This is a genomic window from Kosmotoga sp. DU53, from assembly GCF_001639905.1.
Lineage (GTDB): Bacteria > Thermotogota > Thermotogae > Petrotogales > Kosmotogaceae > Kosmotoga > Kosmotoga olearia.
In genome coordinates this window covers 1-13,328 of the sequence record NZ_JGCK01000058.1, presented here as the reverse complement: position 1 = coordinate 13,328, position 13,328 = coordinate 1, and the positions used below count along the sequence as shown (strand labels likewise).

Sequence of the window (13,328 nt, the reverse complement as noted above, 5' to 3'; positions counted from 1 at the left end):
CACGATGTTAAGAAAGCGGTTTATAGGGTTGATGAAGCGCACTGAAGAAAGCGAAAAAGTCTAACAAGGTCACAGGTAGAAGCATTATCATATAACTCCTGATATAAATCAGAAAGGATAGAAGACAATGGACAGAAATGCGATATGGATACTTTCCTATGCTGGAATCTATTTTTTGAGTCTTTTTATTTTTCCGAACACATCAAGGGTTCTAAGCATGGCTTTTTTAATAGCTCTTTTGCTAAATTATCCTTCAAGATTTTTCCAAAAGAAGACTTTGAAAAGGCTAACCGTTGTAATGGTAAGCCTTGGATTAGTTGTATTGTTTGCGTACCTGTTTTACACCTTCCCTTCAATGATTTCTATGAGTGTTGATCAGTTTAAGGAAAGTTTCAACAAACTCATCATCGATAACCCGTTGGAATCTATCATGGCAGATTTACCCGATTTTATACAGGGATCTATAAACGATTTCTTTGGGAATTTTGGGAGTTTGATGTCGAATGTGTTGGTCAGTATAGTTACCTATATAAGCACTCACATAGCAAACTGGATAACCTTTGTCGTGCTTCTTATAGTCGCTGCCATTTACATTCTTTCCAGAGGAAAGAATGTTGATAGGATTATCCCAAAGCTGTTTCCGAAGTGTAATACCAAGAAAATAATGGAATTCTGGAAGGGATTCTTAGATGATCTTGAGACATATATTGGTGGACAGTTGATTGTGGCTTTGTGTATCGGCGTGTTTATAGGTATCTCTACAGCGATTTTTGGAATTCAAGGTTCTTATTTTCTCGGTCTGCTTGCTGGTATCACCAACCTTATACCTTTTTTGGGAGTCATAATAACAGCTATTCCAATGATGGTATTTGGTTATACCAGCAGAGGGTTGCTGGGGGTTGGTATTGCTTTGATCATACTTGTAGCGGCAAACCAGATGGAAATGTGGTTCCTATCGCCAAAGATCGTCTCGAATCAATTAAAGTTTAACTGGTTCGTTGTTCTCATAGCGCTTCTTGCATTCAGCGAACTGTTTGGAGCTTTTGGAATTATACTTACCGTACCCACTATTGTTTTCATAAGAAGATTCTGGAATATGTTTGTTTTGAAAGACTAGAAAACCGAGAACCGGTGACCGAGATCTGGGATTAGAAATTAAAAGCGAGGATAGATGTAGGAGACTGGAGTTTAGATAAAGATCGGGTATAGTGTCTGGGATCTAGGATATAGAAAGTTCAAAAACTAACAACTATCAACTGACAACAGAGAAATCGTGTCTAGAGTTTAAAAAAAGAGACGTACAACCCACAACCGACAACGTTTCTAGAGCACTTAGCCGCAACGTAGTTGCGCAAAGCCGTAACGAAGTCACGCATGGCCTGGGCAAAGCCCAGCACTGCCGCTGCTTCGCAGCGCACAGCGGATCTCGAATCTCTATTCTCGAACACCGATTAAAACCCGGGAGGTAAGAACATGGGGATCTACGATAGAGACTGGTATAAGGAAGAACAAAAAAAGCTAGAACTCCCCAGAAAAATTCCTAAAGGGAGTTCTAGATCCTTTATCTTTGGTTTTATAACAGGATTTGCGACAGCTCTTCTTTTGCTGTTTTTAATCGGCGTAATTTAAAAGTATCTTATTAAATATAGGCGTATTTCATAGATAAACCTTCCAAAATAGTCTCCGAAATAATAAGGATAAATCGCTAAAGATCCAGCTCTTGTATGGATAATTTAGCCTCCAGTTTCAGGATATTTACGGTTCTTACCTCCCCAACAGGTCCTTTCCAGTCTTCGAGATCGGTAAAGTCGTCGGATCATCGCTTGGTTCATCCATGTTCAAATAAGGCGTGTTGAGCGTCACTTCACCCTGTGCTGACAGAAAACAAAAGAGGTCCTTTGTAGTACTGTGCAAGAGCTATTTGAGGAAAATTGGCATCCGTGAATGGCGTGAAATTATAGAGCTGCATTGGTAAATTGCTCCAACCTCTACCCATCATGAACGCTGAGAAATCTTGCTTCATATCTATTCTCAAGGTAGCGCTCACATATTGTGAATTAACGCGTATTTCACCGGTACCGAATGCCGGAGTGTTGAAGCAACGTATCAGACCATCATTTTTTGGTGAATAATCAGATACGGCATTTTGAAAATTATTCAATCGTTTTAAGTATCAATTTTTTCAACTGCAAAGCAGTTCATAACAACCACGAAGTGGTTCGCAACAACCGCTTGCGGTTCGTTTCACGTTATTCCCCCTGCGAAGCAGGATCATTCCGAGAAATTTAATCGGAATTGCATTAAAAGTTTATAATTAAATTTGTACTTAGCTGGTAAAATTATCACAAACCTCTTTGGAGGTGAGACCATGAAATTATTATATGATTTTCTTGAAATGCTCAGAGCTGTGCGGGCTGATCTCAAAGAGTATTTTCTAAAGGATCCTTCTGCACGTTCTGAAACTCATGTTGCATTTACATCAATCGGGTTCCATGCGTTATTATTCTATAGAATCTCTCATTTCTTCTGGTGTCATAGAATGAAATGGCTTGCGGAGTTTATTCATTACGCGGCGAGGATACTTTTTTCCGTTGATATACATCCGGCCGCAAAGATTGAACCTGGTGTAGTAATTGATCACGGCATTGGAACTGTTATAGGGTCTACCACTTCCATAGGTAGTGGAACTCTGATATATCATGGAGTAACCCTGGGAACTCGCAAATTGGTGGAAGGCAAGAGGCATCCGGACGTAGGAAGAAATGTTGTTATAGGTGCTGGAGCTAAGATTCTTGGGCCACTTGTTATTGGCGACAATGCGAAAATCGGTGCTAATAGCGTTGTTCTGGAACATGTCCAACCCAATACCACTGTGGTTGGTATTCCAGCACGTCCTGTTAGTAAATTTTGTAAATGTGAGGTGCAAGAGGATGAGATTGCGTGAACTTATAGGAAATACCCCTATGATTTTGCTGAAATCCCTTGGAAACGATGATAGGGAGATTCTTTTAAAACTTGAGAAGAACAACCCAGGTGGGAGCATTAAGGATAGAACAGTGCTCGGGATGATTATCGATGCAGAAAAGAGGGGAATCCTTTCTCCAGGAGCTACGATAGTCGAACCTACAAGTGGAAACACCGGGATAGCGATCGCAATGTTGTCGGCCGTTCGAGGATACAGAGCGGTAATGGTAATGCCGGAAAGCATGAGTCAGGAAAGAATCAAGGTTTTAAAGGCCTTTGGTGCTGAGGTTATATTGACACCCGCAGATTTGGGTATGAACGGTTCCAGACAGAAAGCTCTGGAAATAGTTAAAAACGAGCCTTCAGCAGTGATGCTCAATCAGTTCTCAAATCCGGCGAATCCTTTGATTCATGAGTTAACCACCGGACCTGAAATACTTGTGCAGGCTGAATTTGATATTGATGCATTTGTTTGTGGAATAGGTACAGGTGGAACTGTTACCGGTGTTGGCCGTGCTCTGAAGAAAGTGCTTCCAAACGTAAAAATCTACGGTGTCGAACCGGCAGGTTCACCGGTTATAACAGAAAACAGGAGCGGAAAACACAAAATACAGGGAATTGGTGCTGGTTTCATACCCGATATCCTTGATCTCAAATTACTGGACGGTGTCTTAACGGTCACCGATGAAGAAGCTATAGAGATGACAAAATATCTTCAAAGAAAAGAAGGATTGCTGGTTGGTATCTCTTCCGGTGCAAATGTGGCTGCAGCGCTGCGTTTGTCTAAAGAAGGATTCCGTAGAGTGGTAACAATAGCGCCGGATCATCTTGAACGCTACCTTAGCAGCGGCATAATCACCGATTGACGCTTAGATTGCCTTCGGTAATGAAGTGCGGGGCTTCGCCCCGGAGGCTCACGACGTTGTCAGCTGATGAGGCGCCGCTTGCAAGGCCGTCATCCCGAGCTTGACTCAGGATCTCGTACTTAAGAAAATAAGATTCTGGATAAAACATCTCCAGAATGACAGCTTTTTCAACTGCAAAGCAGTTCGTAACAACCACGAAGTGGTTCGCAACAACTCCGCAGGAGTTCGGGTCAATCCCGAAGGGATTCGTGTCCGCCGCGCAGCGGCGCTCTCGGCTCTCGGTTTTTATTTGCTTGCTGTGCCCCTACAATAATTGTTCTTGAATCTGAAGAAAATGGGGACAGTCCACTACGGGACAGTCCCCATTTTCTTCAACGCACCTGCCCCAAAAACTTCTTTCCAGCTAGATACAAAAGGACTATTCCGGCACCGGCGAGCACGAGATTCGTAACGATAAACCACGACATGCTCATGCTTTCCACACCAACAACAAACCTCATGAGGTCAGCGACATATTTGATAGGAAGAACAGCGGAAATATACTGTAAATATTTTGGAAGGAAACTCACGGGGAAATAAACCCCGGCAAGGAAGACCATGAAAACCATCAATACTCCGGCACTTTCAGCGGCTCCAGAGGACTTGAAGATTATCACCAACAAAACACCGAGAGCCATCATCCCGAGGTAGAACTGATTACCGTAACAATGAAGGCTGGCCAGTACACATCGAACTGCGAATGGAATATAAGATTGTTAGAAAACATTATAATCAGAACAGATAAAAAGCTTATCAAGAATCTCGTCAGCGTGCTGCCTATTACAAAGTTGAAGGGATTTATCGGTGCCACCACAATCCTTTTCAATACCCCCTGCTCCTGATAACGACCAAAAAGATTTATAACCGAAAACATCCCAGAAGACAGCAAAGAGATGGCGATAATTCCTGCCATAAGATAATTTAAGTGGTCTGATTTTACCCTTCCAACACTCACAGGTATCTTGTTCAAAGAAATTACATCTTCAACACCGTTTACCTTCTTCTCCAGCACCGCCTTTATAGCATGCTCTAACATCTTTATCTGACTCGTTTTTGAAATATTTCCCTCAAGATAGCTGAAAATAATCTCATCGTTTTTAACTTCTATAGCGAGGTCCAATCTACGTGCATCCATTGACTCCAAAAGATTTGTTCGAGAATCAAAAAACTCAGCCTCAAACCCAAATTCCGCAAAATTATCAATAGATAAACCTCCGGACTGCTCTATATAAATTCCCACTCTCAAGCGATTAACCTCAGGAGTACCAAAAAAAGTCCCAAAAAGGATAAGAAGAATAAGAGGAAAAAGAATATTGAAAAAAACCTCCATACGATTTCTCAAAGATTCCTTTGTAAATGCGACAAAAAGCGAACGAAGCTGCTTCATATTACTCATATCCCATCACCTTCTTGAAATTCAAAGAGAAAATCACCACAGAGGTTACAAGCCATATCGCCGGCACAATTATCAAAAAGTGATCAGGTATGGGAGCGATCCGATATCCAAGGCTCCTTCTTGTTAACTCAGCCAGATATGTTGTTGGGATCGCGTAAACCAGCCATCTCATTGTCCAGGGGATATTAAACACAGGAAAATAAAGCCCACCAAGGAACATCATTAATTGATTAGCTATCTGCCCAACAACATTGGCCGTTGAAAGCTTTTTAATAAATGAAGCGAACATCAAACCCATCGATAGCAAAACCAAAATAGAATACAGGAACGAAAAGAGAAACGCACAACTAAAAACAGGAATCTCCACTCTGTAAACAAAAAGCGCCACAAACAAAATAGAGATAAAAGAGAGTATTATCACAACAAACAACTTTAGCAAATAAGCAGCGAAATACTCCAGCGGCTTTATAGGAGTAGTGTATAGCTTCTTGTGCACTCCGGAATTTCTAAAAACCATCAATCTGATAGGAGCGCTGAACAAAGAAACAGAAAGGATCATCATCAACACAATTCCCGGGAAGAGATACTCCGCATAATCGAAAGTCTTTTTATCAGGAGAGGAAACAATATTCTCTTTCACTTCAAACGTTCTATAATCTTTTTTTTGCTGTCTGGCAATTTCAAGGTTAACCTGCTCTAGTATTTGCGATAAAACATCGGCGGAAATTTCAGATGCCTGTCTCCCCTCAGCGTAATAAACTTCCAAATTCGGAGGCTCCACCTTACCACGAACGATGAAAGCCCTCGCCAACCCGGCATTAATACCCTTGGGAACAACAAGCAAAGCGTCTATTTTATTCTTCCTGAGCGCTTCTAATCCTGACCCTCTGTCCACAAATTCAATGGCGATGAAAGGACCTCCTTCGGAGGTTATACCTTTCAAAACCTCATCGATTATCTTTCCAAAACCGGACAGATTCTCTTCTTTCACAATCCCGAGTTTAAAACTCACTCCCTCATTCCCCATGTTCCCAAGGGCGGAAACCAGTATAAAATAAAGGATTAGAGGGAAAATCATCATCCAGAAAACTCTCTGAAATTCGCGAATTTCATCGAGGAAAAGCCCTTTGAACAGAGTATAGAATCTTCTCTCCATACTCAATCCCTCAAAGAACGACCTGTAAGTTTCAGGAAAACATCCTCAAGATTTGGTCTTCTTATAATAACATCGTCAATAATAATTCCAGTGTTCTTTGTTTTCTCAAACAATTGAGAAAGGCTTTCCTCGACTTTATTGGTAGTAATCATGCACCGCCCTTCTTCGAGGGCTTCAATATCTGGAAGCAATTTCTTCAGGTTTTCAATAGATATCGTTTCTATACCAGCAAGACTGAACTCTATGATACTCTGCTCACCTATCGAACGAATAAGTTCCTCTACGGTACCTTCCGCTATGACTTTCCCGTGGTCTATAATCAACACCCTGTCAGCAAGATACTCCGCTTCTTCCATGTAGTGCGTGGTTAATATCACTGTTTTTCCGCGTTTCTTCAAATCCTCAACCGTGCTCCAGAGCATTCTTCTAGCCTGTGGATCCATGCCGGTAGTAGGCTCATCTAAATAGACAATTTCAGGATCATTGATCAACGCAACAGCAACAGCCAGACGCTGAAGCTGACCGCCAGAAAGACCTTTAACACGGGCATTCACCTTCTCCTCAAGAGAAAGCAGTCTTATCAATTCTTTCGAAGGAAGCCTTTTGCTGTAGAGGCCGCCAAAAAAATCCAGCGTTTCCTTAACCGTTAAATGCTCCAGAAAAGCAGAACTTTGCAGCTGAACGCCTATTCTTTCCTTAATCGAATCATCTATTCTTTTAACAACCTTTCCAAAATAATATATCTCACCAGCGTCAGGTTTTCTCAACCCCTCGAGGATTTCAACTGTGGTTGTTTTCCCCGCGCCATTAGGACCAAGGATGGCAAGACATTCTCCTCTTTTTACTTCGAACGAAATCCCGTTAACTGCTTTCACTTGTCCATAATACTTGCGTAGGTTTTTAACTCCCAATACTACTTCAGCTGACACAATATCACTCCTTTTTTTCGAATTCCACTACAAAAGAAGTAACTTCGTGAAGAGTTTCACCAAATCAGGATCAAATTCGGAACCTGCGCGTTTTCCCAATTCTAAAATAATCCGCTCATCGGATTGTTTGGGTTCACCATCTTTGCATTTTTCCTTCGCATAAAAGTCGAGTATAGATACTAACCTCGAAAGCAATGGGATTTCATTACCACGCAATTTCTTAGGATAACCCTGTCCATCCCAGCGTTCATGATGATAAAGTATGTACTCAGCTATCGGAGCAATCTCAGGGAAGTTCAAAGCGATCTTGTACCCTACCTCCGGATGCTTTTCGTAATTCAACCCTTTTTCAGAATGATTCTTCAGCGCAACAATCCCTATATCATGGTACTCTACCAGAAGAAGTAATTTATTCATCTCTGCATTATCCAGTCCAACGGCGTAACCGAACCTTTCTGCGATCTCTTTCATCTTCTCCAGGCATTCAACACTGCTAACTGCCCCTTGCCCTTGGGCTATCTTTTCTCTAAAGTATCTCAACAATGCTTTCTTTATCTGAACATCAAGAGCAACCTTTTCCTCATACATCCTCATCTCTGCTTCTCTCAAGACATCCATCATATCTTGAGAAAACTTTTCCTTTGTTGCGATGCCCTGAGATACATTTAACTCAATATCATCGACAATCTTAATCCTACACGTTCGCCTTATTCTTTCGCCCACCTCTTTCACCTCTTCAAAGGGGGTCTTTGGTAAGAGGATAACAAACTCATCCCCTCCCCAACGAGCAATTATGTCTTCCTTTCTACACGAACTTCTCAAAGCTTGGGCAACTTCCTTTATTACCCTATCTCCTTCAAGATGGCCAAAAATATCGTTGGTCAACTTGAGACAATTTATATCTATCATAATCAGGCTTATGGGCAACTGCCTGTGGGAATCAAGTCTCTTCAACTCCTCTTCAAAGAAGGCACGATTGTATAAACCCGTAAGAACATCGTGAAAACTAAGGTACCGCATTTTCTCGTTGTTCTTCACCTTCTCCGTTATATCCCGCGCTACACCGACTATTCCAACCACTTTACCATTGCCATTACGAAGAGCTGAAAGAGAAACACCCAAATAAATTTTGGAACCTTCATCTTTTTTGTTGTCTTTATTGTCATCGTCACGTTTTACGATCCATTCTACCGTTGCACTTCCACTCTCTAAAGCTACCTCTGCGGCCTTTTCTATACTCTCGCCATTGATCTTGTCCAGCACAGCTGACGGTTTTTTCCCTACAAGTTTTTCGGGGTCCAACCCATATTTCTCGAACCATTCGCCGTAGAATTCAACAAACCTCTTGTTAACATCAAGAACAAAAACAACATCGTCCATTGATTGAATTAATTGTCTGAATTTTTCCTCACTCTTCTTCAATTTCTTAGATAACTCTTCCAATTCCATGTTTCTCTCTCTCAATTCACGCGTTTTCAAATCCACGCGCTTCTGGAGCAAAAAAGCAGTTCCAGCAAAAATTGTGATAAATATAGAAGAAACAATAAGAGCAACAACTAACCACTGTGGAATAACAAAAGTGCTTTCGACAACATCTATGTTCAACCACCTGTCTAAAGATTCATAGTAAACTGATTCAGGGTCTTCTTTGAACTCCTTCAGATATTTGTCTATAGTTATTATTAAGTCTCTATGCTTATGCTTTGTAAAAGCAAACTTGAGCACCACAGGTGAAAAAATAATGCCCGTCTCTTTAACCCTGTAATTTGAAGCGTTCAATTGAGCATAAAGCCTGGAAATAACCCCAGCATCAACTTCTCCAAGGTCAAGTAGCGAGAGGACTTCATGATATTCCTCAACAGTCACCAAATCAGCAGAAATGTTGAAATTTTTAAGAAGCTCGTAGAAATGCTGGTAATAAATGTCTCCACTAACCCCTGCGATCATCTTACCTTCAAGATCAATAACAGATTCTGGAGAAAAACCCTTTCTACAGTATATCTGTCCCCAATTAGTAAACACGGCCTCTTTATTAAAATCATAGATCGCTTCCCTTTCGGGAGTATGGGCTATTGCGACAAGTATATCTATATCGCCGTTTCTTAGCTTATCCAGACACTCTATCCAGTTTCCTCGAACAAAACTAAGCTCCCAGTTTTCTTTACGGGCAATCTCCTGAAGGATATCAATATATACCCCTTTAGCAACGCCATTTTCAACAAAAACAAGAGGCTTATTTTCATATATACCCACCTTTATGGTTCTTCCAATGACCGTTACCCCCAGGAGAAAAATCAAAAGAAAAAGAACAATTCTCCGGCTCAAAATAATCCCCCTCTTATTAAGTTTCATACACTATATTAAAGTTATATCATATCACACTGCAAAAAATATGAAACCTCTAACACCTTTTTGAAAAAAGAGGGTATAGGGTAAGCCAGCACTTCGACATCGCAAGTCTCTGTCTTACAAGCGTCCTGTTTTTCACCTTCTCGCTTCTCCGATTCTTGTGTTTTTATCAAGCGACTGCGTCGCTGACATAAAAAACAGGGCACAGCATGCTGTGCTCTTTATTTTGATTGTCATCCTGAACTCGATTCAGGATCTCGTCATTGCTCTCTAAAAGATACTTAGCCGCAACGAAGTTGCGCATAGCCGTGACGAAGTCACGCATAGCCTGAGCTTTAGCTCAGCATAGCCGCTACGAAGCAGCGCATAGCCTCGCAAGCGTCTTGTTTTTTCTCGCCCTCTCGGATTCTCGTGTTTTTTTGTCGCAAGCGTCATGTTTTTTCTCGGACTCTCGGACTCTCGGATTCTCGGATCTCGGATTCTCAGCTTTTCATCAGCGTCCGCAAGCCTCAACCTCGTGAGCGTCAACGTCGTGAGCCTCCTGAGCGCAGCTCAGCTTCACAGCGCAGCTAGGCTCACCCCCGGCGCAGCCGGGCTTATCCACCGCGTAGCGGCTTCGACGTTAGCCAATCGCAACTTTGTTTTATAATTGATGTGAGCACATAAAGGAGGTGTGCAAATTGGAAAGGGAAGAGATTATCGAGAAACTGACGATAATGCTTCTGTACTTAACCTCGTGGCGGGAATTAACTTCCCGGGGACCGTCTCCACTTAGAGCCTGGAAAGGGTATAATTTTGATGTTCTGAATGATTTGACAGAAAAGGGTTATATTTCCGGTTCAAGAAGAGCAAAATCTGTGTATATTGAGGATAAGTGTATTGAAGAAGCGAAGGAGCTTCTTAAAGAATATTTTGATTTTGAAGAGGAAACCTAGGAATTGCATTCATAGAAAATGTTAGTTCGGGATTCGGATTTCTGAAAGGTACCCACAACATGAGTTTTGGTTCTTATAAATAAAAAGGAGAGGTGTAAAAGTATGGATCAGGGTATACCGGTAACAAAAGATGTTTTCTGGATAGGGGTTAATGATTTTGAGACACATCTCTTTGAATCTTTATGGCCGCTTCCTATGGGGGTATCATACAACGCTTACATGATATTAGATGAAAAAGTAGCACTCATTGATACCGTGAAAGGCAGTTTCTTTGCCACCTTTCTGGACAAAGTCAAAGCCCTCTTACCCGATGGTAAACCTGTGGACTATCTCATAATAAACCACATGGAACCTGATCATTCTGGAGCAATAAAGGTACTTGTAGAGGCTTTCCCGGATATCAAAATAGTGGGCAACAAGAAGACCAGGGATTTCCTTGAAGGGTTTTATGGAATCAGCGACAATTTTATGGTGATCAACGATGGTGATGTATTGGACCTCGGAAAACACAAATTGAAGTTCTATCTCACACCCATGGTCCATTGGCCTGAAACAATGATGACTTACGATTTAACAGATGGTATCCTATTCTCTGGAGACGCTTTTGGTGGTTTCGGTGCTCTGAACGGCGGTATTTTTGATGATGTAGTCGATATAGAATTCTACGAGGACGAGGTTCTCAGATATTTTTCCAACATCGTTGGAAGATACAGCCCCATGGTTCAACGAGCGTTCAAAAAGTTAGAGAACGTGGATATCAAAATCATCGCCGCCACACACGGCCCTGTTTGGAGGGACAATCCAAAACAGATTATTGAGCTTTACGATAAATGGAGCCGTTATGAAGCTGAAAAAGGGGTAGTTCTTGTTTACGGCTCGATGTACGGCAATACCCAGAAGATGATGGAAGCGGTTGCGCAGGGTCTCGTCGAAGAAGGTGTAGAAAAAGTAAGAATTCACAACATATCCGTCACTCACTTATCTTTCATAATAAGAGATATATGGCGGTTCAAAGGGGTTATCCTTGGTAGCTGTACCTATAACATGGAACTATTCCCACCAATGAAAAACCTCCTGGCCGCCTTGGAAAATAGAATGCTGAAAAACAGGCATATAGGTGTCTTTGGTTCTTACAGCTGGAGCGGAGGAGCTCTGAAAGAACTACACGATTTCGCACAAAAAATGAAGTGGAAACTCGTAGAACCTGTAATAGAAGCTAAACACGCTCCAAAAAAGGAAGAACTTGAACAATGTAAATTACTCGGCAAAAATATGGCAAAAGCAATTGCCTAAGGCAATGATACTGTTTTTTATCGTAGGGGCAGAACATGTTCTGCCCTTTGTATTACAAGTATTTTCTTCTGATTTTGTCGATTCAGGAACTACCGTTCTTAATTTTTCGGATTCTCGCCCTCTCGGACTCTCGGATTCTCGGATCTCAGCTTTTCATCAGCGTCTGCAAGCCTCAACCTCGTGAGCGTCAACGTCGTGAGCCTCCTGGACGAAGTCCAGCATTTCAAGCATTTTTATCAAGAAGATCATCAAGCAAAACTATCTGTATCTCTGAATCTGAGATCCCATTGAAATGTTTGTCATTTGTGATAAACAACTCGCACTTATATACTTTGGCTGTCGCAAAATGGAGAGCATCAGGAAGTTTCAAACCATTCTTAGCTCTAATTTTGGCGGCCAAAACTGCTATTTCTTTTTCCCCAGGGATCAAAGAAAGGTTTTCACAGCCTGTAAGAATACTAATATACTCATTGATAAGATACTGTTCTCCTTTAACAAATGGTCTCACCAGCACTTCAGCGAGAGTTAAGACTGACGAAAAAGCCTTTATAGATCCTATGTCAATCTTTTTGAAAAGGGAGGTAAGAAACTCGAGGTATTTTTCATTCTCTTCTATGAAATAAATAAAAAGGGAGGTATCAATACCTATTCTTGTTACTTTTTCAAACACATTCTCCAAACTGACTCATTCACTCTCTTTCCATTCTTCCCTTAGCTCTCGAACATACTCATCTGCATTGATACCTTTCCATACATGCTTTCCAAGCCCACGTAATTGAAGTAACCCGCGCTTTTGCCTTGAAGATTTCACATATTGAATACCAACAACTTGTCGTGTATTACTTGAAGAAATGGCCTTAGAATATCCCTTCGTAGAAATAGACAAATAATACATGGAAGTTGTTATATCATTCTTATGAAGCCATTTATGCAAAGCCTCACGTCTCATAATTATTCCTCCTTAGGCAATTTTATTTCACCGAATCTTTTCTCGTATTCATCAAGCTGCTGTTTAAGTATCTTATAAAGCACCTTAGCATGTTGTGGACTTAAAAAAATTCGTGTGACATTGCTAACCGTCAGTTTATTCTGTTCCGATTTCAAATCCTCAACCAATCCAAATCTCAATGTGAAATCAAAAAACGAAGAAGATTGTTTTTGGCAATATAAAAATCCAGCGTTTGGAAAAATAAAAAAACAGCACCCGGGGTAAAAAAATTAAGCCTTAATACTCGAATGTTCCAATCGGTAACTCTTGCCTGTAAACACCAACAAATGGCAATGGTGAATCAATCTGTCTATTATGGCACTGGTGAGTTTCTCATCGTAGAATATCCCATTCCATTTGCTGAACTCAAGGTTCGTTGTGATTATTACGCTGTTCCTCTCATATCTTTCCGC

General features: G+C 41.2%; 16 protein-coding genes. 6 read left to right on the top strand and 10 right to left on the bottom strand.

Annotated features, from left to right (window positions below):
• Positions 1-127: 127 nt before the first annotated feature.
• On the top strand, positions 128-1,117 hold the full coding sequence (locus DU53_RS07075; RefSeq protein ID WP_015868690.1) for an AI-2E family transporter: 990 nt from the start codon (positions 128-130) through the stop codon (positions 1,115-1,117).
• A gap of 356 nt (positions 1,118-1,473) precedes the next feature.
• Positions 1,474-1,629 (top strand): hypothetical protein, encoded by a 156-nt coding sequence (locus tag DU53_RS12325; RefSeq protein WP_015868689.1) that lies wholly within the window; start codon positions 1,474-1,476, stop codon positions 1,627-1,629.
• A gap of 235 nt (positions 1,630-1,864) precedes the next feature.
• Here DU53_RS12325 and DU53_RS12320 read toward each other — a convergent pair whose 3' ends face one another.
• Positions 1,865-2,161 carry a hypothetical protein gene (locus DU53_RS12320; RefSeq protein ID WP_161484776.1) on the bottom strand — a complete coding sequence of 99 codons (297 nt, stop codon included), beginning with the start codon at positions 2,159-2,161 and terminating at the stop codon, positions 1,865-1,867.
• 207 nt (positions 2,162-2,368) lie between these two features.
• Here DU53_RS12320 and cysE point away from each other — a divergent pair, with 207 nt between their 5' ends.
• Positions 2,369-2,944 (top strand): serine O-acetyltransferase, encoded by a 576-nt coding sequence (gene cysE / locus DU53_RS07070; RefSeq protein WP_015868688.1) that lies wholly within the window; start codon positions 2,369-2,371, stop codon positions 2,942-2,944.
• Positions 2,931-3,830 (top strand): cysteine synthase A, encoded by a 900-nt coding sequence (gene cysK / locus DU53_RS07065; RefSeq protein WP_015868687.1) that lies wholly within the window; start codon positions 2,931-2,933, stop codon positions 3,828-3,830. Before cysE ends, cysK begins: the two co-directional genes overlap by 14 nt.
• A gap of 371 nt (positions 3,831-4,201) precedes the next feature.
• On the opposite strand, the gene DU53_RS13210 is transcribed toward cysK, so the two are convergent.
• From DU53_RS13210 to DU53_RS07040, 5 genes are read right to left on the bottom strand one after another with little or no spacing between them, the layout of a single operon-like run.
• Complete coding sequence (locus DU53_RS13210; protein WP_161484775.1) at positions 4,202-4,486, bottom strand: ABC transporter permease; 285 nt, start codon at positions 4,484-4,486, stop codon at positions 4,202-4,204.
• Positions 4,487-4,506: 20 nt separating this feature from the next.
• Positions 4,507-5,265, bottom strand: coding sequence for an ABC transporter permease (locus DU53_RS07055; protein WP_082853872.1), 759 nt, complete (start codon positions 5,263-5,265; stop codon positions 4,507-4,509).
• On the bottom strand, positions 5,258-6,421 hold the full coding sequence (locus DU53_RS07050; RefSeq protein ID WP_015868685.1) for an ABC transporter permease: 1,164 nt from the start codon (positions 6,419-6,421) through the stop codon (positions 5,258-5,260). The genes DU53_RS07055 and DU53_RS07050 overlap by 8 nt, the downstream gene beginning before the upstream one ends.
• Before the next feature lie 2 nt (positions 6,422-6,423).
• The gene (locus DU53_RS07045; protein WP_015868684.1) at positions 6,424-7,350 is read right to left on the bottom strand and encodes an ABC transporter ATP-binding protein; all 927 of its coding nucleotides are present in this window, start codon (positions 7,348-7,350) and stop codon (positions 6,424-6,426) included.
• A gap of 27 nt (positions 7,351-7,377) precedes the next feature.
• Positions 7,378-9,675: a diguanylate cyclase domain-containing protein gene (locus DU53_RS07040; protein WP_015868683.1), complete on the bottom strand. Its 2,298-nt coding sequence runs from the start codon at positions 9,673-9,675 to the stop codon at positions 7,378-7,380.
• Between the two features lie 704 nt (positions 9,676-10,379).
• On the opposite strand from DU53_RS07040, the gene DU53_RS07035 reads away from it, so the two are divergent.
• Together DU53_RS07035 and DU53_RS07030 are read left to right on the top strand one after the other, a co-directional pair.
• A complete protein-coding gene (locus DU53_RS07035; protein ID WP_015868681.1) occupies positions 10,380-10,634 on the top strand; it encodes a DUF6429 family protein in 255 nt (84 codons plus the stop codon).
• A gap of 102 nt (positions 10,635-10,736) precedes the next feature.
• Positions 10,737-11,927, top strand: coding sequence for an FprA family A-type flavoprotein (locus tag DU53_RS07030; protein WP_063728265.1), 1,191 nt, complete (start codon positions 10,737-10,739; stop codon positions 11,925-11,927).
• Positions 11,928-12,150: 223 nt separating this feature from the next.
• On the opposite strand, the gene DU53_RS07025 is transcribed toward DU53_RS07030, so the two are convergent.
• The 4 genes from DU53_RS07025 to DU53_RS07015 form a co-directional block, all read right to left on the bottom strand.
• Complete coding sequence (locus DU53_RS07025; RefSeq protein WP_063728263.1) at positions 12,151-12,597, bottom strand: PIN domain-containing protein; 447 nt, start codon at positions 12,595-12,597, stop codon at positions 12,151-12,153.
• A 15-nt stretch (positions 12,598-12,612) separates the two neighbouring features.
• On the bottom strand, positions 12,613-12,876 hold the full coding sequence (locus DU53_RS07020) for a hypothetical protein (RefSeq protein WP_063728261.1): 264 nt from the start codon (positions 12,874-12,876) through the stop codon (positions 12,613-12,615).
• 2 nt (positions 12,877-12,878) lie between these two features.
• The gene (locus DU53_RS11945; RefSeq protein WP_082853869.1) at positions 12,879-13,118 is read right to left on the bottom strand and encodes a DUF3467 domain-containing protein; all 240 of its coding nucleotides are present in this window, start codon (positions 13,116-13,118) and stop codon (positions 12,879-12,881) included.
• 27 nt (positions 13,119-13,145) lie between these two features.
• Positions 13,146-13,328, bottom strand: a 183-nt coding sequence (locus DU53_RS07015) for an ATP-binding protein (protein ID WP_161484774.1), incomplete at its 5' end; no start/stop codon positions are given.